Source organism: Flavobacterium laiguense (genome assembly GCF_003097655.1).
Taxonomy (GTDB): Bacteria; Bacteroidota; Bacteroidia; order Flavobacteriales; family Flavobacteriaceae; genus Flavobacterium; species Flavobacterium laiguense.
Genome location: NZ_QCZH01000009.1, coordinates 73,776 through 99,676, shown reverse-complemented (window position 1 = coordinate 99,676; position 25,901 = coordinate 73,776). Strand labels below are relative to the sequence as shown.

Annotated in this window: 31 protein-coding genes; 10 read left to right on the top strand and 21 right to left on the bottom strand. The window is 33.9% G+C overall.

What is annotated here, in order from left to right; genetic code table 11:
- The first annotated feature begins 1 nt into the window (after position 1).
- Entirely contained in the window at positions 2-1,657 is a 1,656-nt protein-coding gene (locus tag DB891_RS10080; RefSeq protein ID WP_116763171.1) for a M1 family metallopeptidase, read from the top strand.
- An 81-nt stretch (positions 1,658-1,738) separates the two neighbouring features.
- Here DB891_RS10080 and DB891_RS10075 read toward each other — a convergent pair whose 3' ends face one another.
- The gene (locus DB891_RS10075; protein WP_116763121.1) at positions 1,739-2,140 is read right to left on the bottom strand and encodes a glyoxalase; all 402 of its coding nucleotides are present in this window, start codon (positions 2,138-2,140) and stop codon (positions 1,739-1,741) included.
- Positions 2,141-2,213: 73 nt separating this feature from the next.
- Between DB891_RS10075 and DB891_RS10070 the strand changes: the two genes are divergently transcribed.
- Positions 2,214-2,600: an acyl-CoA thioesterase gene (locus tag DB891_RS10070; RefSeq protein ID WP_116763119.1), complete on the top strand. Its 387-nt coding sequence runs from the start codon at positions 2,214-2,216 to the stop codon at positions 2,598-2,600.
- 142 nt (positions 2,601-2,742) lie between these two features.
- Here DB891_RS10070 and DB891_RS10065 read toward each other — a convergent pair whose 3' ends face one another.
- Genes DB891_RS10065 through DB891_RS10055 form a run of 3 tightly spaced genes read right to left on the bottom strand, consistent with a single transcriptional unit; the run spans position 2,743 to position 4,711 of the window.
- Positions 2,743-3,135, bottom strand: a complete 393-nt coding sequence (locus DB891_RS10065; protein WP_116763116.1) for an ACT domain-containing protein — start codon at positions 3,133-3,135, stop codon at positions 2,743-2,745.
- A 40-nt stretch (positions 3,136-3,175) separates the two neighbouring features.
- Positions 3,176-4,432: a mechanosensitive ion channel family protein gene (locus DB891_RS10060; RefSeq protein WP_116763114.1), complete on the bottom strand. Its 1,257-nt coding sequence runs from the start codon at positions 4,430-4,432 to the stop codon at positions 3,176-3,178.
- A 3-nt stretch (positions 4,433-4,435) separates the two neighbouring features.
- The gene (locus tag DB891_RS10055) at positions 4,436-4,711 is read right to left on the bottom strand and encodes a DUF3817 domain-containing protein (protein WP_116763112.1); all 276 of its coding nucleotides are present in this window, start codon (positions 4,709-4,711) and stop codon (positions 4,436-4,438) included.
- Positions 4,712-4,883: 172 nt separating this feature from the next.
- On the opposite strand from DB891_RS10055, the gene DB891_RS10050 reads away from it, so the two are divergent.
- The 6 genes from DB891_RS10050 to DB891_RS10020 all read left to right on the top strand — a co-directional run bounded on the left by DB891_RS10050 (position 4,884) and on the right by DB891_RS10020 (position 14,871).
- On the top strand, positions 4,884-5,408 hold the full coding sequence (locus tag DB891_RS10050) for a DUF6155 family protein (RefSeq protein ID WP_116763110.1): 525 nt from the start codon (positions 4,884-4,886) through the stop codon (positions 5,406-5,408).
- Positions 5,409-5,520: 112 nt separating this feature from the next.
- Positions 5,521-7,059, top strand: a complete 1,539-nt coding sequence (locus DB891_RS10045; RefSeq protein WP_116763108.1) for a DEAD/DEAH box helicase — start codon at positions 5,521-5,523, stop codon at positions 7,057-7,059.
- 283 nt (positions 7,060-7,342) lie between these two features.
- Positions 7,343-8,680, top strand: coding sequence for a DEAD/DEAH box helicase (locus tag DB891_RS10040; protein WP_116763169.1), 1,338 nt, complete (start codon positions 7,343-7,345; stop codon positions 8,678-8,680).
- A 726-nt stretch (positions 8,681-9,406) separates the two neighbouring features.
- Positions 9,407-12,487 carry a TonB-dependent receptor gene (locus DB891_RS10030; RefSeq protein WP_116763106.1) on the top strand — a complete coding sequence of 1,027 codons (3,081 nt, stop codon included), beginning with the start codon at positions 9,407-9,409 and terminating at the stop codon, positions 12,485-12,487.
- A 351-nt stretch (positions 12,488-12,838) separates the two neighbouring features.
- Positions 12,839-14,110 (top strand): NAD(P)/FAD-dependent oxidoreductase, encoded by a 1,272-nt coding sequence (locus DB891_RS10025; RefSeq protein ID WP_116763104.1) that lies wholly within the window; start codon positions 12,839-12,841, stop codon positions 14,108-14,110.
- An 83-nt stretch (positions 14,111-14,193) separates the two neighbouring features.
- Entirely contained in the window at positions 14,194-14,871 is a 678-nt protein-coding gene (locus DB891_RS10020) for an ankyrin repeat domain-containing protein (RefSeq protein ID WP_189337133.1), read from the top strand.
- A gap of 251 nt (positions 14,872-15,122) precedes the next feature.
- Here DB891_RS10020 and DB891_RS10015 read toward each other — a convergent pair whose 3' ends face one another.
- The 15 genes from DB891_RS10015 to DB891_RS09955 form a co-directional block, all read right to left on the bottom strand.
- Complete coding sequence (locus DB891_RS10015; RefSeq protein WP_116763101.1) at positions 15,123-15,377, bottom strand: hypothetical protein; 255 nt, start codon at positions 15,375-15,377, stop codon at positions 15,123-15,125.
- 223 nt (positions 15,378-15,600) lie between these two features.
- Positions 15,601-15,804, bottom strand: coding sequence for a hypothetical protein (locus tag DB891_RS10010; RefSeq protein WP_116763099.1), 204 nt, complete (start codon positions 15,802-15,804; stop codon positions 15,601-15,603).
- Positions 15,805-15,846: 42 nt separating this feature from the next.
- Complete coding sequence (locus DB891_RS10005) at positions 15,847-16,119, bottom strand: hypothetical protein (protein WP_124019510.1); 273 nt, start codon at positions 16,117-16,119, stop codon at positions 15,847-15,849.
- A gap of 3 nt (positions 16,120-16,122) precedes the next feature.
- On the bottom strand, positions 16,123-16,662 hold the full coding sequence (locus DB891_RS10000) for a hypothetical protein (RefSeq protein WP_116763095.1): 540 nt from the start codon (positions 16,660-16,662) through the stop codon (positions 16,123-16,125).
- A 222-nt stretch (positions 16,663-16,884) separates the two neighbouring features.
- A complete protein-coding gene (locus DB891_RS09995; protein WP_116763093.1) occupies positions 16,885-17,406 on the bottom strand; it encodes a hypothetical protein in 522 nt (173 codons plus the stop codon).
- Entirely contained in the window at positions 17,399-17,557 is a 159-nt protein-coding gene (locus tag DB891_RS17610) for a hypothetical protein (protein WP_189337132.1), read from the bottom strand. The genes DB891_RS09995 and DB891_RS17610 overlap by 8 nt, the downstream gene beginning before the upstream one ends.
- 3 nt (positions 17,558-17,560) lie before the next feature.
- On the bottom strand, positions 17,561-18,061 hold the full coding sequence (locus DB891_RS09990) for a hypothetical protein (RefSeq protein ID WP_116763091.1): 501 nt from the start codon (positions 18,059-18,061) through the stop codon (positions 17,561-17,563).
- 2 nt (positions 18,062-18,063) lie between these two features.
- A complete protein-coding gene (locus DB891_RS09985; protein ID WP_116763089.1) occupies positions 18,064-18,246 on the bottom strand; it encodes a hypothetical protein in 183 nt (60 codons plus the stop codon).
- A complete protein-coding gene (locus DB891_RS09980) occupies positions 18,246-18,752 on the bottom strand; it encodes a hypothetical protein (RefSeq protein ID WP_116763087.1) in 507 nt (168 codons plus the stop codon). Before DB891_RS09980 ends, DB891_RS09985 begins: the two co-directional genes overlap by 1 nt.
- The gene (locus tag DB891_RS09975; RefSeq protein ID WP_116763085.1) at positions 18,752-19,471 is read right to left on the bottom strand and encodes a hypothetical protein; all 720 of its coding nucleotides are present in this window, start codon (positions 19,469-19,471) and stop codon (positions 18,752-18,754) included. Before DB891_RS09975 ends, DB891_RS09980 begins: the two co-directional genes overlap by 1 nt.
- Before the next feature lie 103 nt (positions 19,472-19,574).
- A complete protein-coding gene (locus tag DB891_RS17480) occupies positions 19,575-19,766 on the bottom strand; it encodes a hypothetical protein (protein ID WP_124019509.1) in 192 nt (63 codons plus the stop codon).
- Between the two features lie 42 nt (positions 19,767-19,808).
- Positions 19,809-19,991, bottom strand: coding sequence for a hypothetical protein (locus DB891_RS09970; protein WP_116763083.1), 183 nt, complete (start codon positions 19,989-19,991; stop codon positions 19,809-19,811).
- A gap of 1 nt (position 19,992) precedes the next feature.
- Positions 19,993-20,217, bottom strand: a complete 225-nt coding sequence (locus tag DB891_RS09965; RefSeq protein WP_116763081.1) for a hypothetical protein — start codon at positions 20,215-20,217, stop codon at positions 19,993-19,995.
- Between the two features lie 185 nt (positions 20,218-20,402).
- Positions 20,403-21,524 carry a hypothetical protein gene (locus tag DB891_RS09960; RefSeq protein ID WP_116763079.1) on the bottom strand — a complete coding sequence of 374 codons (1,122 nt, stop codon included), beginning with the start codon at positions 21,522-21,524 and terminating at the stop codon, positions 20,403-20,405.
- A gap of 260 nt (positions 21,525-21,784) precedes the next feature.
- On the bottom strand, positions 21,785-22,291 hold the full coding sequence (locus DB891_RS09955; protein WP_116763077.1) for a DUF2911 domain-containing protein: 507 nt from the start codon (positions 22,289-22,291) through the stop codon (positions 21,785-21,787).
- A gap of 237 nt (positions 22,292-22,528) precedes the next feature.
- Between DB891_RS09955 and DB891_RS09950 the strand changes: the two genes are divergently transcribed.
- On the top strand, positions 22,529-24,445 hold the full coding sequence (locus tag DB891_RS09950) for a DUF294 nucleotidyltransferase-like domain-containing protein (RefSeq protein ID WP_116763075.1): 1,917 nt from the start codon (positions 22,529-22,531) through the stop codon (positions 24,443-24,445).
- A 2-nt stretch (positions 24,446-24,447) separates the two neighbouring features.
- Complete coding sequence (locus DB891_RS09945) at positions 24,448-25,044, top strand: 3'-5' exonuclease (RefSeq protein WP_116763073.1); 597 nt, start codon at positions 24,448-24,450, stop codon at positions 25,042-25,044.
- A 39-nt stretch (positions 25,045-25,083) separates the two neighbouring features.
- Here the strand turns inward: DB891_RS09945 and DB891_RS09940 are convergent, their stop codons facing one another.
- Both DB891_RS09940 and DB891_RS09935 read right to left on the bottom strand, forming a co-directional pair.
- A complete protein-coding gene (locus tag DB891_RS09940; RefSeq protein ID WP_116763071.1) occupies positions 25,084-25,602 on the bottom strand; it encodes a 4'-phosphopantetheinyl transferase family protein in 519 nt (172 codons plus the stop codon).
- Positions 25,599-25,853 carry an acyl carrier protein gene (locus tag DB891_RS09935; protein WP_116763070.1) on the bottom strand — a complete coding sequence of 85 codons (255 nt, stop codon included), beginning with the start codon at positions 25,851-25,853 and terminating at the stop codon, positions 25,599-25,601. Before DB891_RS09935 ends, DB891_RS09940 begins: the two co-directional genes overlap by 4 nt.
- Between the last annotated feature and the right edge of the window lie 48 nt (positions 25,854-25,901).

The window sequence follows — 25,901 nt, the reverse complement described above, 5'->3', positions numbered from 1 at the left end:
CATGAAGAAGTATCTAAAACTATTATTGATTGCATTTTTAATCTCTAATGGAATTCAAGCACAAGGTCTACTTGCCAAATCGGATGTTGTATTTACTCGACAAGATTCTTTAAGAGGTAGTATCACTAAGGAAAGAGTGTGGTGGGATGTAAAGCATTATAACTTGGACGTAAAAGTAAATCCTGCAGATAGCACAATTACAGGATCTAACGCTATTCAATATAAAGTATTGCAACCTTATAATGTAATGCAAATTGACTTGCAAAATCCGATGGAGATTACCAAAGTTACTCAAGATGGTGTTGCATTAAAATACAAAAGAGAAGGTAATGTCTTTTTCATAACATTGGCTTCAAAACAAAATATAGGAGCCATAAAAGAGGTAAAAGTCTTTTATCATGGTAAACCAAAAGTAGCTGTTAGACCACCGTGGGATGGTGGATTAACTTGGAGAAAAGACACTAACGAGAAAGATTTTATTGCTTCTTCCTGTCAAGGGTTGGGAGCCAGTATTTGGTGGCCGAACAAAGATCACATGTATGATGAAGTGGAAGGAATGAAAATTAGCGTAAATGTCCCTGAAAAATTAACGGATGTTTCCAATGGGCGCTTGCAAAATGTAAAAAATCTAAAAGACGGTACCAAAACCTATACTTGGGTAGTCAAAAATCCGATAAACAATTATGGGGTAAATGTCAATATTGGCGATTATGTAACTTTTTTAGAAAAATATAAAGGAGAAAAAGGTGATTTGGATTGTACTTATTATGTTTTGAGAGACAATTTAGCGAAAGCCAAAGAACAATTCAAAGAGGTCCCAAGAATGTTGAAAGCTTTTGAATATTGGTTTGGCCCTTATCCTTTTTATGAAGACAGCTACAAACTGGTAGAGGCTCCCTATTTAGGAATGGAACATCAAAGTTCTGTAACATACGGGAACGGTTATCAAAATGGTTATTTGGGACACGATTTAAGCGGAACGGGTTGGGGATTAAAATTTGATTTTATTATTGTTCACGAATCGGGACACGAATGGTTTGCCAATAATATTACCTACAAAGATATTGCCGACATGTGGATTCACGAGAGTTTTACCAATTATTCTGAAAGTCTTTTTGTAGAGTACTACTATGGAAAAGATGCAGGTTTTGAATACGAAAGAGGATTAAGAAAAAATATTCAAAACGACAAACCCATTATCGGACATTACGATGTTAACAATGAAGGATCTAGCGATATGTATTACAAAGGCTCTAATATGTTGCATACACTAAGACAAATTGTAAATAACGATGAAAAATGGAGAACTATATTGAGAGGTTTGAATAGCACTTTCTACCATCAAACGGTTACGACTAAACAAATTGAAGATTATTTAAGTCAACAAGTAGGCATGGACTTGAATCCATTCTTCAATCAATATTTGCGAGATATTCGAATTCCAACTTTAGAATATACATTTCAAGAAAATTCACTGAAATACCGTTGGACAAATACCGTCGCTGGTTTTGATATGCCTGTAAAGGTATCGCTGAATGGAACAGAGGTTACTTTGAATCCAAAATCAGAATGGAATGAATTTACCTGTCTTTATAAAATTGAAAAAGTAGAAGTGAACAAGGATTTTTATGTTTCGAGTAAAAATGTAGCTAATTAAAAATAAACAAAAAAATTTAACCATATAAGTCATATAAGTTAGCTTCTATTAACTTATATGACTCCTATGTTAAAAAATATTTCACTCCACCTCAATATCAAATAATTGCACTTGACTTTTTAATCTTTCGATCAATAAATTCATCATTCTTTTGTTGAGATTGGAGGAGTTTTGAATATAAAGTTCATATTCATCGGTAGTAAATAACCCAATGATCATCCCTTTTAAGGCATTTCTAAACTTAATGTCTTTTTGAATAGCATTTTCTATAACCGCCAATTTGTTTTCGACAGTTTTAGAATAAAAATCTCTTTTATACTTGCTGATATAATTTAAAAAAGAAGCAATAAACAAATCGTTTTGTAATTTTAAAATAGGTCTAAGCACTTCATTTTGAAATAACTCATCTGAGGATGATTGATTGTTCACATTTCCCAATGATTCCCCTCGAATTTCTTTTATTAAAATATCTCTCTGATTCATCTTTCTTTTTTCTTTAAATTTATGAAAATTACTGTTAGCAATGTCTTAAATTAGCATTATTAAATAAAAAAATATGCGATTTCATACTAGAAAATGGGTAAAACCAGAAGACTTAAACCCGAATGGCACCTTATTTGGTGGGAAATTATTGGCTTGGATTGACGAAGAATTAGCATTGTACACCATTATACAATTAGAAAACTCCAGAATCGTTACCAAACACATGTCTGAAATTAATTTTAGAAGCTCGGCTAAACAAGGCGATATTATCGAAATTGGGATTGATGTTGTTAAATTTGGAAACACTTCATTAGTGTTAAAATGCGAAGCACGAAACATGATGACCCGTGAGACAATCATCACTATAGACAACACTACCATGGTGAGTTTAGGCGATGATGGTAAACCAAAAGCACACGGAAAAACCGAAATTGAATATGTTAAAAATAGAATGGTCTAAAAAAAGTCGCTTAGACACTAAGATTCTGAGTGACTAAGATCAGGAACAAGAGTTGAAAATCTGCGAAAATCTGTTAAATCTGCGTGCCAATTGAATACGGATTTAACAGATTTACGAGATTTTAAGAATCTTATCTCAATGTTTATTTCGCAAAATGATTAAGAATTTCCATAGCCTTATCGGTATCTTTTTTACTTACGAAAATATGATCGTGATAGAATGCCGCAACAACATTACAACTAATACCTTCCTGTGATAATGCTTTAGAAAATGCCGCTGTTAATCCAACTGCTTCAAGTGATGAATATACAGTTAGAGTAATCCAAGAGGCCACAAAAGAATATTCCAGTTTGAGACTGTCTGCCAATTCTTTTTTGATTATAATCGTAAATCTTTCTGTTTCTCTGAAAAACATAACAATATCACTGTTATTCAAGGCAGCTATATCATCTACCGCACAAAAAACATAATCTCCAACATTGTGAGAAGGTTTCATTGTTTTGAGTAACTTTTCTAAATTCTTTTCTCCTTCCATTTTTTGTTTATTGAGCTAACTTAGATAGCAGATTCTAGGTTTATGGTTTTACAATAGTTTCAGAAGGCATTACAAAAATTTCTAAATCAAAATAGGGAACCGATGCAAAGATATGGTCGAATATATCAGACATGATGTATTCATAATTTTCAAAACGCTTGTCTTTAGAAAAAGCATACACTTCAAGGGGAACACCGTAAGGAGTGGGTTGTAATTGCCTGCAGAGCATTATCATATCTTTGTTTAACCCCGGATACTGTTGCAGGTATTCCGTAATGTATTTTCGAAAAAGACCTAAATTAGTCAAATTTCGGCCATTTATAGCGATACTTTTATCAATTTTATGGCTGCGATTGTAATTGTCCACTTCAGTTTTTCGAAGGTCAATATAAGCACTCAAAAGATCTATTCTTTTTAAATTAATGAGTTCTTGATCCTGTAAGAACCGAATACTGCTGGCTTTAATAATAATGTGTCTCTTGATACGTCTTCCGTCAGAGTTGAGCATTCCTCTCCAGTTTTGAAAGGAATCAGAACTTAAACTATAGGTAGGAATCGTAGTTGTGGTATTGTCAAAATTTCGAACTTTTACGGTAGCCAGATTAATTTCGATCACATCTCCATCGGCTCCATAACGATCCATGGTAATCCAGTCGCCAATACGTACCATATCGTTTATCGCCACTTGAACACTCGCCACAAAGCCTAAAATAGTATCTCTAAAAACCAAGATAATCACAGCCGAAACAGCCCCAAGAATGGTTAAAAGTTCACTTTGATTTATATCAAATAATTTGGATATAATTACCGTGATTCCAAACATCCACAGCACAATCATAATAACCTGAATGAAGCTATCGATGGGTTTATCGCTGTATCTCGGAATCAGTTTTAGATAATCTCTCAAAGAATTAAATACGGTTCTAATGATCCATAAAATCAACAGGACGATGTAAATCCCCACTAATTTTCCAAAAACACCTTCCCAATATTCAAATTTATCCAATATTACAGGAACTGATTTAAAGACAAAAAATAATGGAACTAAGTAGGCAATATATTTGGCTGTTTTATTGGTAACCAACAAATCATCAAACTTAGTTTTGGTTCTTTGGGCAACAATCGCCATTATGGTTACCAATATAAATCGGAAAACTACATATAAACCGTAGGCCAAAAAGCAAAGCACAATTGTATTAAAAAACAAACTCAAATAAGTCGCAAAACTTCGACTCAAACCCCAATGTCTGAAAACGGGGTAGAGGAAACTAAAAATGAAATGAATGAGTTTGCTCATCTTTTACAAATATTTTTTTTCAACATAAAAAGTTCCAAAAGGCAATACTGAAGCAATTAATATAAAGCTGAAATTTTTAAAATCCCAGTTTTGGGCACTTTTCAACAAAAAAGCCAACAAAACATAGCCCATAAATAATATGCCATGACTCATACCGATTGGATACAACAATGTTTTATACAATTCAATATGATTTGGCTTAACAAAAAGCATATTAGAAAATAAAACCAAATAAGAAATTCCTTCTAAAATGGCGGTAATCTTAAAAATCTTGAGCATAGGGAGAAAGTTAAATATTATAAAGTACAAAGAATTAAGTATTAAGAAGTATTTGTGAAACTAACGATACCTCATAAAATCCTTAAAATAAAAGACAAAATTAAGTAATAACATTGATTTTAGAGCCATTCCTTAACAAAGTAAATTACTTTTGTATTCTTAAACTTTGAAAATGAGCAAGCGAGATTTAAAAAAATATTTAAATGAACTCAATAAAGAGCAACTAGAAGAGCAAATCCTCGAATTGTATGAAAAGTTCAGTCCGGTAAAAGTGTATTACAATTTCGTGTTTAATCCGAAAGAAGAAACACTATTGCAGGAATGCAAACTCAAAATTGCTAATGAATACTTTCCTGTTAAAACTACAGGTAAAAGAAAAAAGCCAAAAATGAGACGTTCTGTAGCTCAAAAATACATCAAGCATTTTATACTATTAGGAGTAGATCCTTTTGTAATTGCGGATGTCATGCTTTATAATATTGAAATTGCGCAGGCTTTCTCCGCAGAGAATGTCATAAAACAAGAATTGTTCTATAAAAGTATGTTCAATTCTTTCGAACAAGCTGTAAATTTTATCCTTTCGAATGGAATTGTAGCCGAATTCAAAACCAGAATCAGAGAAGCACATCGTCAGGCTTCCTTGCAAAAATGGTATAATGAGCCTGATTTTAAAAGAATTGTAGAACAGTTTGATTAGGCAGTAATCGCGTTTAAATCAATTTTATTTAATCCCTCCTATAATTTTTAAATAAATTTTGGCTGAATAACTGTTTTTTAGGCGTAGTTTTGCAAAAATCCAATAAAAAGCAATGCATCAAGACACGTTAGAAATTGAAATTGAAAGCAAAAAAGAACTTTACGCTTACCAACAAGGGGACATTGACGCTATATTTGAACGTATAGACAATGCTCCTCCGCAACACCATTTATTATATCAATTGCCTACTGGTGGAGGAAAAACAGTAATTTTTTCTGAAATCGTTCGTCGTTATCTAGCTCAACACAAGAAAAAAGTAGTTGTTCTGACACACCGTATTGAGTTGTGCAAGCAAACTTCAAAAATGTTAAAAGGTTTTGACGTAAAAAACAAAATCATCAATAGTAAAGTAAAAGAACTTCCAGACCAAAACGATTATTCTTGTTTTGTGGCCATGGTCGAGACTTTGAAAAATCGTATCAATGACGAAAAACTACATTTAGACAATATCGGCTTAGTCATTATCGATGAGGCGCATTACAATTCATTCCGAAAGTTATTGAGCTCTTTCAAAAATGCATTTATACTGGGTGTGACAGCAACACCATTGAGTTCCAATATCAAATTACCAATGCACCAAAGTTATAATGAACTAATTGTGGGAGACACCATCAGTTCATTGATAGAAAATGGTTTCTTGGCAAAAGCAATTACCTATAGTTATGATGTTGGATTAACATCTTTAAAAGTAGGTATTAATGGTGATTACACCGTGAAATCATCCGATGATTTATACACCAATATGGCCATGCAAGAGAAATTATTGCATGCCTACACCGAGAAATCTTTAGGTAAAAAAACCTTGATTTTCAATAATGGTATCAATACATCTCTTTATGTGTATGAAACTTTTAGAGAAGCAGGTTATGCTATTCGTCACTTGGATAACACCAGTAGCAACGAAGAACGAAAAGAGATTCTACATTGGTTCAAGCATACTCCAGACGCGATTCTTACCTCAGTTGGTATCCTTACCACTGGTTTTGATGAGCCTACTGTTGAAACTATTATACTAAACAGAGCCACAAAATCATTGACTTTATATTATCAAATGATTGGTCGTGGATCAAGAAAGTTGCCTAATAAAGATATCTTTAATGTTATCGATTTAGGGAATAATGCGGCTCGTTTTGGTTTGTGGAGTGAGCCTGTAAATTGGCAACATATCTTCAAATCTCCTGAGTTTTACCTAGAAAATTTAAGGGATGATACGGAGATTGAGTTGTATTTCAAATACGCTATGCCACCAGAATTGCGTGCCAAATTCAGTAAAACTGCCGATGTGACTTTTGATGTAGATGAAGAACACAAACTGGCAATCGCACAAAATTTAAGGTCCAAAGTAGTTTTGGAGAAATCAATAGATCAACACGCTGCCATGTGTGTCGATAATTCCGAAGAATTACAGGAAGCCAAAGCATTATCAAGAGAATTAGAAGCTGATATAGAATGTCGTGTAAAACGATTTTCAAAATGCCTTAGTCAATGTAGCAAAAACTACAGAGAATGGCTTATGGACGATTATAAATTAAAAATGACCTTGTTAATCGGAAAGAAATATCGTGAGAAAATCATGAACGAAGCCGATTAGTTAGTGATCAGTATTCAGTTATAAGTGTTCAGTCATAGAAACGCAAACTTGTAGAGACGCACGGCAGTGCGTCTCTTTACGGATAATATAATAATAGTTTTTAGGAGCTATTTCCGCTATTCGTTGCAAACGAAGTTCACTGAACTCCGCTAAAAATAAAAGTTAAGTGAAGTAATCTTTTATGTCTCTAAAAAACGAGACATAAAAGGATTTTCACTGCTATCGGGGCTAAAAAAATAAAGTGGTAATCAAGACCATTTTCATAAAATTAAAAACAAAAAAAATGTCAAAACAATTCTCAGATTTAGGAGTTTCAAAAGGAATACTAAAAGCGATTACCGAAATGGGAATTGTTGAACCAACAGAAATTCAGCAAAAAACCATTCCGTTACTTTTGTCCAACACTACAGATATTGTAGGACTTGCCAAAACTGGAACCGGTAAAACCGCTGCTTTTGGTTTGCCATTATTACAATTAATAGACACACAATTAGCTGCAGTACAAGCGGTAATTTTAGTGCCAACAAGAGAATTGGGACAACAAATTTTTCGTAATCTGGAAGATTATGCAAAATACCTTCCCGAAGTTTCTATAGCAACCGTTTGTGGGGGAATCCCAATTAAACCACAAATCGAACGATTAACAGCTCCAACGCACATCGTTGTAGCAACACCAGGTCGTTTGATCGATTTAATGCAACGCAAAGCTATTAGCCTAAAAGAAACCAAATTCTTGGTTCTTGACGAAGCCGATGAAATGGTAACCATCCTTAAAGAAGCATTAGACGAAATTATTACCGAATTGCCTAAAAGCTACAGAACCTTTTTGTTTTCGGCGACCATGCCGGGGACGATTAAGCAATTAATTCAAAATTACCTTAATAAGAACGTAGTTCAGGTAAGTGCCAACATGGAAACTGTCGGTAATCAAGGGATTGACCATAACTATATTGTGGTAGATCCTATCGAAAAACTGGATGTTTTAATGCATTTCCTAAATTCGAAAGAAGGGGAACGCGGTATTATCTTTTGTAAAACCAAAGCGGCTGTCAATAAATTAGCCAAAAATCTAGCCATCAACAGATTTTCATCTGGAGCTTTGCACGGAAGTTTGTCACAAGGAATCCGTGACCGAATAATGGAACAATTTCGTGAGGGGCACATCAATATATTGGTAGCAACTGATTTGGCTGCCAGAGGAATTGACGTAAAAGAAATCTCTTATGTAGTTAATTATCACTTGCCTGATGTGTATGAAGTGTACGTTCACCGTAGCGGAAGAACGGCTAGGGCAGGGGCCAAAGGACTTTCTTTGACCGTTTTACAACCTGAGGAAGTAGCTGAAATTGCTGATTTCGAAAGAGAATTGGGAATTCAATTTACCAAATACAAAAAACCATCTGTTGCAAGTATTGAAGAAAATAATACGCTTTTATGGGCAAAACAAATCTTCAAAACCAAACCGAATCACGATGTCGATGCCGAATTAAAAACAAAAATAAAAACCATTTTTCATCATCTGACCAAAGATGAATTGATTGAAAAATTATTAGCCAGTTATTTGTTGCAAAACAAAACTGAAATAGTAGAAAAGCCCGTTAAAAAACTAAAAAGGAACTAATTATTTAAAAGTTTTTTAATAATCCATATTTTATAGCATCCATAAATAACGTATATTTATGGATGCTATTTTTTTTAATAACATCATAAACATCTGCCAGCAATATTTATTTGATCGATGGCGGTGATGCATTATTATCGCCAATGAGCAAGGAATCACAAGCGGATACCCTTAAAAGCGATAACCCAACTTGGAATTGTTGTAAAACTAAATACTCGAGTAGTCGATTATAAAGACGATACCGTTTACTTTGCCGATGGGAAAACCATACAGACCAAAAACTTAATTTGGGCAGCGGGAGTTTCAGCTAGAGAATTTGAAGGAATTCCGGCAGAAAGTTACGGTCGTGGCAAAAGAATTGGAAGTTTTAAGTTTTTCTAAAGGCTCAGCAAAGTCTCCGACTTTGAGGTAGTGACTTTCGGTTTCCAACCGATTTTGTTTTAGATTGTAACAACTTTAAGTCAATCGCAGACTGACGAACACATCCTCAAAGTCGGAGACTTTGAGGAGCGATAATCCTTCTCATCCTATTATTTTATTATTAGATTCTTGTTAAAATTAAGCACTTTCAAATCTATAAATAAAAAGAAAAAACTTATTGTTTTGATAAAATAGTAACAGAACAGCACCAATTTTACATTGTTCATATTTTATTTAAGAAATTAATAGGTAAATTGCTATCAAATTTGTAGTTTCACCTAACTAATCTAAAAAACCAAACCAAAAATGAAAAAATTATTCTTCATTCTAACTTTAATTTTCACGGCAGGAATGACTGCCCAAGAAATTAAAGTTTCGGGAGTTGTTTCAGACGACTCGAACAGTCCTTTAGAAGGTGCTTCTGTCATGGTAAAAGGAACTCAAAACGGAGTTTCTACAGATTTGGAAGGGAAATTCTCAATCAATGCGAAAACAGGAGATGTTTTGCTTGTTTCCTATATTGGGTTTGAAACACAATCCGTTACAGTAACAGGAAGCGAAGTAAATGTTTCTCTAAAAACAAGTGGCGAAACGCTTCAAGATGTAGTTGTTGTTGGTTCTCGGACACCCGGTAGAACAGTAACGGAGTCTGCTGTGCCAATCGATGTAATTAATATGAAAGCAATTACTTCACAAGGACCACAAGTAAACATAAATCAAATTATGAATATGGTGGCGCCTTCATTTACATCTAATACTCAAACTGTTGCCGATGGAACAGATCATATAGACCCTGCACAATTAAGAGGTTTAGGCCCTGATCAAGTTTTGGTATTAATTAACGGAAAAAGAAGACACAATTCGTCTTTAGTAAATATTAATGGAACTCCAGGTAGAGGAGCTGTTGGAACTGACTTAAATGCAATTCCTGCTTTTGCTCTAGAAAAAATAGAAGTATTAAGGGATGGAGCCTCTGCCCAATATGGTTCTGACGCCATCGCTGGCGTAATCAACTTAAATGTAAAGAAAGACACTAAGAAATTTGACATTGCGCTTTTTGGAGGAAGTAATTTTTCTAAAGGGGCAAATGATCATAATGGTGGCAATGACGGTAATAATGTACAGCTTGACTTGAACTATGGTACAAATCTTGGAAAGGAAAAAAGTTTTATAAATGCTACTGCTAGTTTTCAATTAAGAGGCAACACGAGTAGAGCAAACGATGTAACTGGTACCTTATTCAATGGCTATAATGCTGTCGAAGATAGAGCCGCAGCAGCAGGAACAAATATCAACGCATTGTTCGGAAATATAACAAATACTCCAAACACGGCTCAGATACTTTCAACAATAAAAACGTATGCACCTCAAGTAAGCTATTTTACACCCATACAACAAACTGCAATTAGTAATGCCAGTACAATAGCTGAAATGCAAACTGCATTAAATTTTGATGCAACTTCAGGAGAATTAGACTTCAGAGGATTAGAAAGACGAAATTTTAATATGAATGTGGGACAATCTTCTTTGACAAGCGCGCAATTCTTTTTGAATGCTGCTTATCCAGTTTCAAAAAATAGTGAACTTTATGCCTTTGGAGGAACAAGTTATAGAAATGGTGCTTCAGCAGGTTTTTACAGAAGACCAAATCAATCTAGGTCTTACACAGGATTGTATCCAAATGGTTTCTTGCCAGAAATTCACTCAACAATTAATGATGTCTCTGCAGCAATAGGAATAAGAGGTCTAATATTCGAAAGTTGGAATTATGATTTGAGTAACACCTATGGTAAAAATACTTTTGATTATAAAATCGAAAATACTGTAAATGCTTCTATGAGGGAAAATTCTCCTACAGAATTTGATGCAGGTGGATTAGGTTTTGCACAAAATACCACCAATTTTGATATGAATAGAAAGTTCGATAAACTTAATGTCGCTTTTGGTGCTGAATACCGTAATGAAAATTATAAAATAAATGCTGGTGTTCCAGATTCGTATAATTTATATGATATTAATGGTGCAGTGGTTACAGGATCTACACCTGCAAACATAAAGGTTACTGATTTTTACGGCGCTGCCAGAGCCGGTGGTGCACAAGTATTCCCAGGTTTTAGACCTGCAAATGCTAGTGACAAAAGTAGAAACAGTGTGGCACTTTATGGAGATTTAGAATATGACATCACTTCTAAATGGATGGTAAATGGAGCGGTACGATTTGAGAACTATTCAGATTTTGGAAACACAACCAATTTTAAATTAGCTTCTCGTTATAAAGTAACCGATAATATCAATTTACGTGGTGCAGTAGCTACTGGTTTTAGAGCACCTTCATTACACCAAATATATTTCAATTCTACTTCAACTCAATTTGTAGGCGGTGTTCCATTTGAAGTAGGAACATTTAGCAACGATTCAGAAGCTGCCCAAATATTAGGAATTCCTAAATTAAAACAAGAGGAATCTCTAAGTGCAAGTATTGGTTTTACAGCTAAAGTACCGTCAGTAAATTTAACTTTGACAGCCGATGCTTATATCATTGAAATACAAGATAGAGTGGTTCTTACAGATCAGTTTGCAAGACCAGGTGGAACTCCGGCAGCAGGATCTCCTGCTGACATATTAAATGGCTTATTTGACCAAGCAGGGGCGACAGCCGCCACTTTCTTTTCAAATGCTATTGACACTCAATCAAAAGGAATCGACATTGTAATTAGTCAAGTAGCCAATATAGGAAATGGTTTAAAATTAAAAAATGACCTTTCTGCTACTTTTGGAGAAACCAAAAGAATTGGAGACATTCACGCTTCACCTATTTTAGCAGCCAATGGTCAAATAAACAGATATTATTCTGAAGCAAGTAGAGTATATCTTCAGGAAGCTGTGCCAAGACAAAAAATTAATTTAACCAATACTCTTTCTGTCAAAAAATTTGATTTCTTCTTAAGAAACGTATATTTTGGTAAAGTTACTGATCCCAATACTGTTGATGCTAATGGAGATGGAAGAATAGAAGCAGTGCCAGTTAATGGATTTGCTGTTGAAGTTGAGCACCCAGTTTGGAGTTCAAGAGTTATCACTGATTTATCTGTTAGCTATAATTTAACCAAAAATGCAAAAATTGTAGTTGGAGCAAATAACATATTTGATATTTATCCAACACTTAATTATGGTCCTATTTCAGCAAAAAGAGCAATAAATATTATTACCCCTACTATAGCCGGTGTACCGCAAACAGGTCTAGATGCTAATGGAAATGTTATATATAGTGCTACTACTCCTACTGTAGATTTATCTAACGCAAACCAATTCGTTTATTCAAGAAACGTATCGCAATTTGGCCAAAACGGTCGTTTTGTTTTTGCAAGAATAGGATATAGTTTCTAAATTGTTTTTTTAAGTTTTTATGAGGCTGTCCAAATGGACAGCCTCATTTTTTTTGATTTATCTTTCAAACAGAATAAGTTTAAACTTTGTAACTTTTTCAAGCAGAACAATATCCCGCTAGGCAAAGTCTCATGACTTTGAGGTAGTGACTTTCGGTTTCCAACCGATTTTGTTTTAGATTGTAACAACTTTAAGTCAGTCACAGACTGACGAACACATCCTCAAAGTCGGAGACTTTGAGGAGCGAGAAAGAAACTAATTATATAAAAATTTTTTAACAATCTATATTTTACAGCTTCCATAAATTATGTATATTTATGGATCTTTTTTTTTAATGAAATTTTAATACATATGGAAATCGTTATAATTGGTGGTGGTTTTGCAGGAATAAATTTAGCCAAAGAATTGGTAAACCAAAAAGGAATTCAAGTAACGCTAGTTGACAAAAACAATTATAATTTTTTTCCGCCACTTATCTATCAGGTAGCCACAGCCTTTTTAGAACCTTCAAGCATTAGTTATCCTTTCCGAAAGTTTTTTGCAGGCAAAAAGAATCTGCAATTTCGCTTGGGAGAGTTACTCAAAGTCATTCCTTCAGAAAACAAAATTATCCTCAATAATGGCGAATTGCATTACGATCACTTAGTTTTTGCAACTGGAGCTGAAACGAGTTATTTTGGAATGGAGAATGTCAAGAAAAATGCCATTCCGATGAAAACGCTCAATGATGCCATTGAAATGCGTAATACCTTATTGAAAAATCTGGAAAAAGCATCTATTTGCAAAGACATTAGAGAACGCCATAAACTTTTGACCATTGTGGTTGTTGGTGGTGGGCCTACCGGTGTTGAAGTTTCCGGAATGTTTGCCGAAATGCGAAAAAGCATATTACTCAAAGAATATCCCGAATTAGAAACATCCGCTAGTAATATCTATTTAGTCGATGGTGGTGATGCATTGTTATCGCCTATGAGCGTGGCATCACAAGCAGACACGCTCGAAGCAGTAACCAAACTTGGAGTCCTCGTAAAACTAAACACCCGAGTGGTCGATTATAAAAACGACACCGTTTTCTTTGCCGATGGAAAAACCATTCAAACCAAAAATTTAATTTGGGCGGCAGGAGTTTCCGCAAGGGAATTTGAAGGAATTCCAGCAGAAAGTTACGGTCGTGGCAAACGAATGGCTACCGATGCGTTCAACAAAGTAAACACTACCGAGAACATCTACGCTATTGGCGATACCTGCATTCAACTCAACGATGTAGATTTCCTAGGAGGTCATCCGCAAGTAGCGCAAGTGGCCATCCAACAAGGGATAAATTTGGCCGAAAACTTCAAACTAATGGTTCAAAATAAGCCTCTAAAACCTTTTAAATACAATGACAAAGGTTCTATGGCCATCATTGGAAAAAACAAAGCCGTTGTTGATTTACCAAAACCCAAAATGCATTTCAAAGGTTTTTTCGCTTGGATGATTTGGTTATTTGTACACCTAATGTCCTTGATAACCTACCGCAACCGATTGAATACCTTTTACCATTGGATGATTGCTTATTTCTCAAAAGACCAATCGTTGCGAATGATTATTAGACCTGAGAAGAGGACGAAAGGGGAGCTGTAGTTTGTAAGAAAAATTTATTATATTTGATGAGTACAAAAGGAGGAAAAACCTTTACATATAAGATAGTTAGCGGCAACCTTAAAATGACACAGACAATGAATATAGAAAACGACATACTTGAATTTATTAAAACAGGTCAGAATGACAAATTAGAACTGGCATTAAAAGAAAATCCGTTACTTATGGACAGCAAAACGGAACAAGGAATTTCGTATTTACAATTTGCTGCATATTGTAGAAATAAAATTGCGGTTGACCTTTTAAGACAACACAAGCAACAACTTGACATCTTTGAATCCGCAAGTACTGGCGATATTTACAATCTGAAAAAACGACTTGAGGAAGATTCAAATTTATTAAACTCATATTCTATAGATGGTTTTACACCTTTGGGACTTTCTTGCTTTTTCGGACACTACAGCATTGTAAAATATCTTATCGAAAGAGGAGCTAATGTTAACATTCCCTCAAATAATCAATTTAAAGTAGCACCTATACATTCGGCCTGTGCAATATCGAACTACGACATTACCGAGTTATTGCTAAAAAATGGTGCAGACGTAAATGCAAAACAATTGCAAGGTGTAACACCATTACATTCAGCAGCGCATAACGGACAGACAAAACTAGCAAAGCTTCTTATTGAAAGTGGTTCGGACATTAATGCAAAAATGGACAATGGTCAGACACCTTTATTTATCGCGAATGAAAAGAATTTCACTGAAACTACTTCCTTACTAAAACAATACGGTGGACAATAAAGGCAGCCGCTAATCGTAGTTTGGCAATATGGCGGATTTCTCAATACCGTTAGTAATTGGATTTGGTTGCGAAACTGGCATTTTGAAAGAATAATTAGAATGTCATATTTTGAACTATAATTTATAGTATGGAAAACGCTTTTTTTCGGAAATGTTTGTTATATTTGCCATAGATTTTTATCAATGAGAGCCGAGTTATTAGCGTAACGTTTGAGGCTCTTTTTTTGTGCGTTAAAGTTTGCGGTTTTAGGTTACCAACCTTGTTTAACCCTACCCCTATTCTCGAAGGTGGGGTAAGCATGAAGAAAATCCCCATTTTCATAAAAGCATAATATTTGTCTGTTTCTCCTCACGTAAACCAGTAAGTAATCCCAAGCTATTGATTGTTTTTGAAGCCATTGAGAATAATTGTAAATTGTATGTACGTATTCGGTAAATAGTCTTTTTTCTCCATTTAGAAAAACAGTTACTGAGTAATCATTTTTCTTTTTAAATATCTCACTCATGGGGTAAGAGATAAAAAAAAATAGAGAAATCAGAGAGGGGGGAAGAGATAAAAAAAAATAGAATACCCCAACTAAGGAGCATTCTATTATATAAATAGTTGTACTTTTTCATGTAGATTGATTTTTATCAGTGAGAGAAGTGTTAGCGCACTTTTGCCTCTCGTTGAAGTTTTGCCAAATATACATATAATTCTTATTTAATTGTTAATTTATGTTAAATTATTTATTCAGGAATTTTGTCATACAACACAGAAGGACTGTATATATTCAATGCAGGGTCATATAAACGATACCATGCAACGGTTCTTCTTTGTAATTCGGGCATTGTCAAATCGTAACCTTCATGTAATTGAGAATCTACGTTTGAAAATGTGATATTATCTAATGATGATTGAACGTGTACAAGTGGTTCGTACTCCCAATACAACCAAAAACGATCGACCTGTGAAATCTTAAAGTCAATTGGCAGTCAACCGCCTATTGGTAGTTTTGGACACATTTCTGAATTTTGTTTTCTAAAATCTTCTAATTTTATAAACGACAAATCAAAATGGTCTGAATACATGATTAAGCGTTCTATATCTGTAAATGCAATACTTTCTTGTGCTACCTTAATGAACTCAATACCTTGCCTACAAGCCACAAAAATTAAATCTTCGGGAATGCGAAAACAAGCCTCCAAACTGTCAATTTTCATTGTATTAAGAACCATTTGTCGATTAATGTAATGTAATGTGACCATATTTTAAATTTTAATAAATTTTCTTATTTCTTTTAACTCCTGTGGGTCTAAGTACTTTAAAATGTCTTTTCTTAAGTTTCTACTGTTGGTATCGACTTGGAAGTACAGTTTTTCTAGTATACCAAAGTAATTTCTGTATTTTGAAAGCGTATTTCGAATTTCACGATCATTTTCCGTCCAACCTCTTACATTGAAGATATCATACCAATTTGAATCGTCTGAATAAATGACTCCAAAGTCATTAGCTAAGTTTGTACTCGCCGCCCAAAGTTCTTTTGATCCCGTGATTTTTTGCCTTTCGGTCAACTGTTTTTTTGGGTCCATGTTATTTATGTATCGAATTTCTTTTACATAGGTGGCATTTGATTTCTGTTGGTCGACTACAAGATTGTTGTTTTGTTCAATAGCTAACTCTTTTTGTTTAGCCAAATACCTCTTTAGCAAGGGGTAAACGAAAATCAGACCTCCAATGACCATCCAATATTTTTGCATGAATTCCATGAACTGAGTGCCGTAATCGGTTTGTTTTGTGTTTCTTACCATATTTGATTTTTTGAAAAAAAAAGCAGAAAACGTGTTGTTTGCTGCTTTTTTCTATATGTCAATTGTTTATTTCATTATCTTTTTGGCTTTGCAAAAATTTTGTACCCGATGAAACCAACGGCTAGAATTAAGCTTGCTAAAACCTCAAATTGATGAACTACGAAAAATGTTTTTATTTTTTCCATTTTGTATTGTTTTTATTGTTGTTGTAAAAGTGGTTAATTAAAAAAAAAAAGCAAAAAAAAGTAAGGCGGGGGTGAACTGTCTAATCCACGAGGTATTTACCTTTAGGTTTACCGTTGAAACATTGCCTAGATTATCAATTGCAGCTTCAATGTCATTATCGGCTACTTCCTTATGTGCATCGCCTAATTCGACTCTTATAATGGCTCTAGACAATAAAAGTAAAAATTTACGGTTAATGGCTGTTATCTTTTCATCTGGAGTAACTCCTATACTTTTACATACTGAATTGATGTAACTTGTTGTATTGTTCTCAGATGCTGGAGCGTATTCGCTGATTAGCTTTTTAACCGTATTTTTTCCTTTGTTAATGTCATTGATTAAATCCTTCATCATCGCACGAAGACCAAATGTGATGTTTTCAAACTGTTCAAAGACCTTATCTTTATTCTGCTTTATTGGAATTTTACCCTGCCAACTTATGGCGGTGAATTTCAGATTGCCAGGATTATTATTTCTTAAACCTCTGACTTTGTGGGCGTTTAAAAATGACTTACTCATCTTTTGGATGTTCTTTTAGTACTTTTTCATCCCCACCGATTTCATCAAGTGTGGAGATTGCAAACTCTACGATTTTTATGATAGCCATAATGTACACCCCATATTTTAGGAATGTTTTAAGTCCTCCTACAATTCCTGTAAATTTTTTCATAGTCTATTTTTTAAAGTTTCTACCGAAATATCCTGTTACTCTTTTTCCACTTTTTGTGGTACCGCTTCCGTTTGGAGTGATGCAAAGGCTTAATTCAGATATTGAAATCACTTGGGTTTTTACGTTCATTAAAACGGGGTAAATTTGACTAGTTCCCATCGATGTATTGAACACTTTGCAAATCATTTTTTGGTACTCTTTAGGAGTATTTCCAGTCTTACCGTTTGAGTGAACCATTTCCATCCCTTTACCTCCTTGACCAGAATAAGGCGTTACGGTTGCTTGCATTAAGCCATTTTTTGTGACCCTCCAAGCATTAACTATGATTTCACCCTCAAAATTTCCGTTTTTGATTTTGGAATACACCGCACCGCTTCTTTTGTGTTGTGGCGGGGCTTGTGGACTGTAGTTTGGTGCTGCAACATATTGATTGTTTCTTTGGAAATTATTTGCAGTATTTCTCTGATTTCCGTAATTGGACTGATATTGATTTTGACCGTACATAATTAATTTTGATTTTGGTTAGAAATGACTTCTTTTGGTTTTTTAAACATTTTAAAAACCGTTATTATTCCGACTACCAACTGTATAGCAATTTTCACTATTTCGATGGTGGGAGTAATTGGGGGTACGTGTTGCACCCCCTCGATTACCCCAATACCCGCAGTACCTAACATTGCGCTGCGCATTATCTTCTTCTAGAATTAGAATTGTTTCCTTTTCTCATAAACATGTAGATTGCACCGCCAATGACACCAAAGCCTACGGCTAGTTTAATCCAGTGCATTTTTAACCATTCAGTCATAGTGCTATCGGCTACATTTGCACCAACTAGTCCAACATCCTGCTTAAATCCTTTAGACGTTTGCGCTATGGCTTCCTGTGTCACTCCTTTGGTAAAGGCATTCAACTGTGCACCTACTTGCTGTCCTACTTGTCCACCCGATAGGCTCGCTAAATAGTTAGCCTGTGCATTCAACGCATTAGCTTCTTCAATTCTACCTGCTTCAGCTGCTTGTTTTGCCTCTTTCTTTTTTGCTGCAGCTGCACTTATGCCTCCGACTACATCTTGTGCCAAACCTCCAACGATTGGAATCATTGACAATAGGGGAGTACCTACTTTTACTATATTTTTGAGGGAAATCTGCTTAACTCCTTTTTTTACGGCAGCCCCAATTTTTTTAAAGAAACCCATTACGCTTCAATTCTCATTAGAAGGTTAACAATGTTTCCTTGGTTCTTACGAACTTCGATAGATTTCACTCCAAATAAAGGAAGCTGTAATTTACCGCTGAAAGCACCTTTTACCGTAAAATCCTGTCTTACATAGGCTACAGGGTCAACAGAACGAGACAACACACGCAATTCGTGCATAGTGTATTTTACCACATTGTCATTCAAGAACGTGTACGACACTTCTTGGATATCGTCTGAATTGTCCAATAAGGCTAAATCACAATGGTACACTTCAAAGTGTTTGTCTTTATCGTCAGAAGACATTGATTTATTTTCAAATGCCAAAGTTTTGTTAGACATTTCGGGCATTTCAATTCCGTTTAGCACGTAGGTTTCTGCACCTTTCAATCCTATAAGGGATATTTTGATAACGTCTTTATCTCCCAACACAATTGCGCCATCTTCACAGATTTCACACTCAGCTGTAGTTTTGTAAGTTGCATCCGAAGATATCGCATCACCGTTAAAGGTTGTCAGATAGATGAAATCCTGTAAAGACATATAGCCTCTAGTGATTTCCTCGTTTCCTGTGGCTTTTTCAACCTCGACTTTGATTTGTTCGGTGGTCAAGGCTTCAACGTCTAAAGAGGTCGAAACAATGATAGCACCGATAGACTTCGTAAGGAGCAACACACCAGAGGTAGTAATGTTTTTGTTTTTCGATGTAAATAATTCCATTTTGATTATTTTGATTAATGATTGATGATTGAGGTACAAATTTGTGCATAAAAAAACCCCCGAAATGGAGGTTTAAGACTTTAGGGGGTCTTTTGGGGGTGTTTTAGGTATTTTTGGGTATTTCCTGTATCTTAAAATACTGTTTGAAATGGCAGAATAGAACTGTTTTTACATTCAATTCCTTTTTGATATCGGTATAATATTGCTTTGCCGTTTTGGTCGAAACCGTAATTAATAAACTTTCAATATCTTTGAACGATAATTTTGTGTAGTCTGTGTAGGTTGTATTTTGCATGGGACATGATTTTGTTAGGGGAGTGGTCGTACACTCCCTTTTTTATTTGGTTAATTTTTCGATTAATCTTTTTAATTCGGTAATGTGAGAGCTCAGTATTTCAGATATTACTTTTTTTGATTGTTTGCCAATATCATCATTTAGTAAATCAAGATTCATATGAAGAATTGACAATTCCAAAATATTAATTTCGTTCTCTAGTTGTTTTTGAGTTTTTTTTTTCATTTTAAAATAGATTTAATTGGACATTATCCGTTTGTTGTCGACTAACTGCAGTTACAGAAAAGACATCTTTTTCCGACAAATTGGTGTTTAAAAAATGCTGTTTGCAGGTTTCTTTTTTGAAGGCAATTTGAACCCATTTTGTGCAAATTCCAGCGTCTTTGGTACGGGCATTATTTTTGTGCTTTGAATCATCAAAAAAGGCACAATTTTGGCAGGTTTCAGTCATAGTTTTTTGGTTTTTTTTGGTTTTAGAAAATTAGCACATTTGCTAAATGAATCCCGACTATCATTAGTCGGGATTTTGACTTTTTTTGAGAGTAGATTTTTTGGTGCTTTTTGGCCAAGAATAGGTTAATATTAAATCAATAAAAAAATCGATTAAAAAAGGCATAATTTTAGATGGTTTTAGTATCATATTCCTAAGTTTTTTAAAAAGGTATTTGAACGGTCATTTTGTTCAATTTCAGCCTTCAAATTTTTGTCTCTATTTTTTAAATCATCAATCAATTTTTTTGCTTTAGATTTAGTTCTAGACTTTGAAGAGGGGTCTTCGATTAGATAAGTGAACCCTAAAAGTTTTTCCTCATCAAATCCCAATTTGATTAAATTTTCGATGTAATACTGTACCATGATATCATTAGGCATTAATTCGTTACTGACTTTTGATTTTTGCTTTGGCTCGATGTAGTGTTTTAAGCCGCTTTGCGCTATTAATTTTAAATCTTTAGGACTTGCCGCCAGTAAATCATAAAATGTCTTAAAATCGGCTTTAAATCCCTTGCTTGCTAAATATTCTTTGTGTTTGTGTGCTTTTATGGTAAATTCATAACGCACCAAATTGTCAATTACCGAAGTTTTCATAGGTTCTAAAAACGCTTTGTAAAAGACAATTGATTTTGAGAGTAATTCGAAACCTTTGTGATAGATTTTGCAGTATGGAGTAGTGTTTGCTGCTTTTTCACGTTTATTAAAATCCATTCCCAAATTGGAAGTGTTTTTAATCGAATTGGATTGATTTATGTAGTGTATTAGAGGTTTTTTTCCCTCGTTTGGGTTCTGCATGATGAAAGAAAATGCAGTTTTAAGTGATTTTAAATCGATCAATTGATTGATGCAAATATCAATATCAGAAACTAAACCCTGTAAAAAATCTTTTTTGGTAATGTGTAGTACTCCAAAAGAATTTATATCATCTACAATACGACCATAATTGGAGGATGAAATTCCTTCAAAATATTGTTCTTTAAGCATTTTTGCGGAAATCTGAAAAACAACGTATTCGTTGGCTGTTTTTTTTGCATCTATAAAAGCTTTAATGTAGAATCTATAAGTAATTCCGTTAATTATTTTGGTGTATGGTTCGGCTTTTCTTACGGATTCGCCTAAGTTTCCCTGTTGGTTATTTTCTCCATCAAGCTCGTCAATGTTCGGGTAATACGCTATGAAGTCAGTAATTAAGCGCTTATCTATAATTTTTACCTTATCTAGTTTGACACGGATTTTTAGTGAATCTATTAAGCCAGTGTTAAACATACTAATAAAATTAGAGTTAAACAATTAGCTATCAAATAGATACTATATAAAGTGAACCATAATTTATATTATGTAAAATAGACTTTTTTAACACCCTATATAATCCATAATTAGTTGTCATAAAAATCTATATCTAATCACCTGATAAGAATTGAAAAATAAATCAAATTCTTGAAACAAATCCCTTACTATTGAAAATCGGAGACATAAAAAAACATTGCCGATTACAACAATGTTTCTTTATGAAAATTTTAAAAATGTTATTTTACAGTAAAACCAATATTCCAATTGTCCCAACTTAAAACAATATCGCTAGGATTAATCTTGTACACTAATTTTTCAGTTATTGATTCTGAAGCTTGTGGTTTGACTTTTACTCTAAGCTGATCATCTTTCTCTTTATATTTATAAGCTCCCCATTGTTCGGACTCTTTATTAAAAACAATAATACATTCATCTTTATTTGGAATAATAAAAAAGGAATATTTACCTGCAGGTAATTTTGAACCTTCAATAGTAAGATCTTTATTTGTTTCGAATGTGGTTGCTTCATTGGCTCCGGCACGCCAAACTTCATCAAGAGGGACCAATTCGCCCCAAATTTTTCTACCCCTAACTGAAGGACTTCCGTAATTAATTTCAATATTAGCACCATTTATCGTTCCCATTGCTTTTTCAGGCGGACTCTTAGGCTTCTCTTGTGCATTAACGAATGTCGCACTCAAAATAACAACTAGTAACAATAGCCTTTTCCTTAATAATTCCATAATGTTTAGTTTTTTGATTAGGCATAAATTTAGAATAACTTCAATTTATTTATTACGATTCAATATTTTTTTATGAAAAAATTAACTATTTCTAAATTAAATCACATTCCTTTATATATGCCTTCTTTTTTAGGCTAATTTTATTATTTTTACAAAGAATACATTATTTCAAACCATGAAATGTGTAAGAATACATATTGGTCCTAATGACAAATAAAAAACAATAATTACCCACACATGAATACAATAGCTGAACATATTGCTGATTTTTTAAAGGAGTATCCTCCATTTGACAACTTGACTTTTCAAGAACTCTCAGAAATATCCGCAAATATTCGCGTTATTAATTTAGAAAAACACAAAACATTGTTTCAAATAAACGATGTTTTACATGATTGTTTTTATGTTGTAGCATCAGGCGCTGTCACTTTGTCAGTGATTTCAGATGCTGAAGAAACATTATTAAATAAATGTCATGCTGGTGATGTTTTTGGACTTCGACCTTTTTTTGCCAAAAACAACTACATGATGACCGCAAAAGCTCGCGAAGAAAGTATCGTTTACGGTATTCCAATTGCTACTTTCAGACCCTTTGTTGCCAATAATCCTAAAGTCTTAAATTTTCTTTTGGAAAGTTTTGCTTCTAATACTTGGAATCCAAAAGACAAAGAGAATTTTAGAGGGAAATTAGCTTCTGACAATTTTTTCTATGCAGATCAAAAAAACGAAATGCAATATTTTCAGTCTCTCGCTTATAATCGGTCGCCACTTATTGTAAAAGTGACTGATCATGCTAAAGAAGTGGCTTTGCGTATGACTGAGAATCTCTCAACAAGTGCCGTTATTTGCGAAAACTACTTACCTGTCGGGATTGTAACAACTACAGATATGTGTTCAAAAATAGCTACAGGTTTGTTTCCCATAACCAATACTGTCGACTCTATCATGTCTGCACCAGTAGTAACAGTTGCCGAAAATGTTTCTTTGGCCGAAGCTCAATTATTAATGTTGAAAAACAATGTTAGTCATTTATGTGTAACCCAAGATGGTACTGACAAATCAGCCGTAAAAGGTGTAATATCAGAGCATGATTTAATTGTAGCCCAAGCCAGCAACCCAGGAGTTTTAATAAAAGAAATCAAAAGATCCCAAAACCCAAAAGAATTAAGACAAATTCGGGAACGTTTAGCCGAACTGATACAAAACTCTATTAATAAAAACATTCCGCTTTCCCATATCAACAATATAGCCAGTGAGATAAACTCAGCCATTTTAAAAAGGGCTGTAGAATTATCGATTTTAGAGTTGGGCTCTCCTCCTGCTCGTTTTGCTTGGTTAAGTATAGGCAGTCAAGGCAGAAAAGAACAATTGTTGATCACCGATCAAGATAGTATTTTAGTTTTTGAGGATGTCCTTCCTGATAAATATAGAGATATCAGAGATTATTTTTTAAAGCTCGGTAAAAAAACCACTTTAACACTTGAAAAAACAGGTTATGAATTATGTCCAAACGGACATATGGGAAGTAACATGTTGTGGTGTAAGTCACTGACAGATTGGACCAAACAATATGACAGCTGGATGAATACTCCCGGTGAAAACAGTAATGATTTGAGTAGTATATTTTTTGATTTGGACTTGGTTTTTGGTGAGAAAAAAATATTTGAAACGTTAGAAAATGTGATTTTCAAAAACATAGAAAATAATACTTTATTTTTTGATTTTTTAGGAAATGACGCTTTGAGAAAAAATGCTCCCCTAACTTTTTTTAAGAAATTTGTAGTTGAGGAAGAAGAACCAAATAAAGATAAGTTTGATATAAAAACCAGGGCATTAATGCCTCTTATTGATGGTGCAAGGCTTTTTGCACTACACTTTAACATAAGAGGACTCAATAACACCTATTTAAGATTCAAACAATTAGCAATTATAGATCCTAAAAATGCCGATATTTATCTTAATTGTGCGGAAGCTTTTTTGATTTTATCCAGATTTAGAGTCAACGAAGGTTTGAAAAATGACAATTCGGGACAATATATAAATTTAGATGAATTGACTAAATTGGATAAAGAAAAACTAAAAAACGCTTTCATTCCAATGAAAGATTTAGAAGAATTAATAAAAAGTAATTTCAAACTCACTCAATTTTCATAGCAATGTTAGACTGGCTAAAAAACATAAACAAAGATTATCCTGATTTTTGGAAAACATATCTATCAAAGTTTGAAGAAAAACCGAATCGATTTGTTGTTTTTTCAACTGAAACTTCTGGGCTAAATCCCATTAAAGACGTGATTCTTTCTATTGGTTCTTTTGCGATAGTCAATAATAGCATACATATTGGTGATAGTTTTGAAGCTGTTCTTTTGCAATATATATATCTTCATGACAATGGACTATCCAATGAGTTTATTGTAGAAAGTAAGATGAGAAAATTAAGCGAACCAGATGCCATGCAAGCGTTCGTTGATTATATTGGTAACGCCGTTCTAATAGGCCATCATATTGACTTTGACGTAGAAATGATCAACGCTAGCTTAGAAAGATTAGGTTGTGGCAGATTAAAAAACGAAGCATTAGACATTGATGTAATGTATCGAAAACTTAAGGATATCAACGACAAGCAATTTTCCCTAGATGAGTTATCGGATATTTTTAAATTACCAAAAACATATAGAAATACCCCTTCGGAAGATGCCTATACCATTGCCTTGTTGTTTTTAAAATTAAAATCAAGATTGGGCATTAAATAATTTGTAACCATTCAGCAATGAATGGTTACTTTTTTGGGGTTATAGCACCGAAATAATTCTTTGAAAACGCCCATGATGTGTTACAGATACTGGATTCATACTATTTGAAACTGAATCTAAAAGATAAGGAATGCCATTCTCTTTTTTTATAATTGTAGTAGTAGTAGTAGTAGTAGTAGTAGTAGTAGTAGTATCTAAAACCCTTATTTTTTTAAAATGCTCTTTTTCAAAAACGGCTACCGAATAAACATAATTAGTTGTAATCTCCGTTTGGGTATAAAAAACAAAATCATCAATAGAAACTGTCCCTGTATTTTTATCATTGTAATGACACTCCAATCGCAACGGAAAAAAACCTCTAATTCCCGTTTTTCGGTTGTAAATTTTATAACTAGCCTCCTTCCTACTCCACAGATTCCAAACCATAAGATCTTGGTTTTCTGAATTCAGAATCAATTGCTGTTCTTTAGGAGAAAAAATCTTATCCAAAAAACGGTTTCTCCTCCAATTGCTTTCTTTTAGGGCTAAATCTAAATCCACTATGTCATTTCCAATCATTTTCTGGATAATTCAGCTTCAATAATACCTATTGCGGCTTTTACATTTACCATCTTTTCCATTGATTCATTATCGATAATGACATCGAATTTTTCCTCAATATCTAATATAACATCAACCAAATTTGCCGAATTTATTCTTAGATCATTAATGAAATCAGTGTCTTCTGTAAGCGCTTCAAAAGCTTCTTCATTTTGAATATACGGTTTTACGATACCCTTTAACTCTTCAATTGTTGCTTCTCTATTCATATATTGCTATTTATTGTTTTTTATTGGTTGTATGTAATTGTTTCTCCT

Bases quoted from the DNA above. Each gene is read 5' to 3' on its own strand.
- DB891_RS09980 (WP_116763087.1), bottom strand. From the start codon at position 18,752: ATGGGTTTCTTTAAAAAAATTGGGGCTGCCGTAAAAAAAGGAGTTAAG.
- DB891_RS09965 (WP_116763081.1), bottom strand. From the start codon at position 20,217: ATGACTGAAACCTGCCAAAATTGTGCCTTTTTTGATGATTCAAAGCAC.
- DB891_RS09960 (WP_116763079.1), bottom strand. From the start codon at position 21,524: ATGTTTAACACTGGCTTAATAGATTCACTAAAAATCCGTGTCAAACTA.
- DB891_RS10005 (WP_124019510.1), bottom strand. From the start codon at position 16,119: ATGGTCACATTACATTACATTAATCGACAAATGGTTCTTAATACAATG.
- DB891_RS10060 (WP_116763114.1), bottom strand. From the start codon at position 4,432: ATGAGCAAACTCATTCATTTCATTTTTAGTTTCCTCTACCCCGTTTTC.
- DB891_RS10080 (WP_116763171.1), top strand. From the start codon at position 2: ATGAAGAAGTATCTAAAACTATTATTGATTGCATTTTTAATCTCTAAT.
- DB891_RS09940 (WP_116763071.1), bottom strand. From the start codon at position 25,602: ATGATTGGAAATGACATAGTGGATTTAGATTTAGCCCTAAAAGAAAGC.
- DB891_RS17480 (WP_124019509.1), bottom strand. From the start codon at position 19,766: ATGCAAAATACAACCTACACAGACTACACAAAATTATCGTTCAAAGAT.
- DB891_RS10000 (WP_116763095.1), bottom strand. From the start codon at position 16,662: ATGGTAAGAAACACAAAACAAACCGATTACGGCACTCAGTTCATGGAA.
- DB891_RS09975 (WP_116763085.1), bottom strand. From the start codon at position 19,471: ATGGAATTATTTACATCGAAAAACAAAAACATTACTACCTCTGGTGTG.
- DB891_RS09970 (WP_116763083.1), bottom strand. From the start codon at position 19,991: ATGAAAAAAAAAACTCAAAAACAACTAGAGAACGAAATTAATATTTTG.
- DB891_RS09955 (WP_116763077.1), bottom strand. From the start codon at position 22,291: ATGGAATTATTAAGGAAAAGGCTATTGTTACTAGTTGTTATTTTGAGT.
- DB891_RS09950 (WP_116763075.1), top strand. From the start codon at position 22,529: ATGAATACAATAGCTGAACATATTGCTGATTTTTTAAAGGAGTATCCT.
- DB891_RS09945 (WP_116763073.1), top strand. From the start codon at position 24,448: ATGTTAGACTGGCTAAAAAACATAAACAAAGATTATCCTGATTTTTGG.
- DB891_RS09985 (WP_116763089.1), bottom strand. From the start codon at position 18,246: ATGCGCAGCGCAATGTTAGGTACTGCGGGTATTGGGGTAATCGAGGGG.
- DB891_RS10015 (WP_116763101.1), bottom strand. From the start codon at position 15,377: ATGAGTGAGATATTTAAAAAGAAAAATGATTACTCAGTAACTGTTTTT.
- DB891_RS09935 (WP_116763070.1), bottom strand. From the start codon at position 25,853: ATGAATAGAGAAGCAACAATTGAAGAGTTAAAGGGTATCGTAAAACCG.
- DB891_RS09995 (WP_116763093.1), bottom strand. From the start codon at position 17,406: ATGAGTAAGTCATTTTTAAACGCCCACAAAGTCAGAGGTTTAAGAAAT.
- DB891_RS10045 (WP_116763108.1), top strand. From the start codon at position 5,521: ATGCATCAAGACACGTTAGAAATTGAAATTGAAAGCAAAAAAGAACTT.
- DB891_RS10075 (WP_116763121.1), bottom strand. From the start codon at position 2,140: ATGAATCAGAGAGATATTTTAATAAAAGAAATTCGAGGGGAATCATTG.
- DB891_RS10055 (WP_116763112.1), bottom strand. From the start codon at position 4,711: ATGCTCAAGATTTTTAAGATTACCGCCATTTTAGAAGGAATTTCTTAT.
- DB891_RS10040 (WP_116763169.1), top strand. From the start codon at position 7,343: ATGTCAAAACAATTCTCAGATTTAGGAGTTTCAAAAGGAATACTAAAA.
- DB891_RS10065 (WP_116763116.1), bottom strand. From the start codon at position 3,135: ATGGAAGGAGAAAAGAATTTAGAAAAGTTACTCAAAACAATGAAACCT.
- DB891_RS10070 (WP_116763119.1), top strand. From the start codon at position 2,214: ATGCGATTTCATACTAGAAAATGGGTAAAACCAGAAGACTTAAACCCG.
- DB891_RS10030 (WP_116763106.1), top strand. From the start codon at position 9,407: ATGAAAAAATTATTCTTCATTCTAACTTTAATTTTCACGGCAGGAATG.
- DB891_RS17610 (WP_189337132.1), bottom strand. From the start codon at position 17,557: ATGAAAAAATTTACAGGAATTGTAGGAGGACTTAAAACATTCCTAAAA.
- DB891_RS09990 (WP_116763091.1), bottom strand. From the start codon at position 18,061: ATGTACGGTCAAAATCAATATCAGTCCAATTACGGAAATCAGAGAAAT.
- DB891_RS10025 (WP_116763104.1), top strand. From the start codon at position 12,839: ATGGAAATCGTTATAATTGGTGGTGGTTTTGCAGGAATAAATTTAGCC.
- DB891_RS10020 (WP_189337133.1), top strand. From the start codon at position 14,194: ATGACACAGACAATGAATATAGAAAACGACATACTTGAATTTATTAAA.
- DB891_RS10050 (WP_116763110.1), top strand. From the start codon at position 4,884: ATGAGCAAGCGAGATTTAAAAAAATATTTAAATGAACTCAATAAAGAG.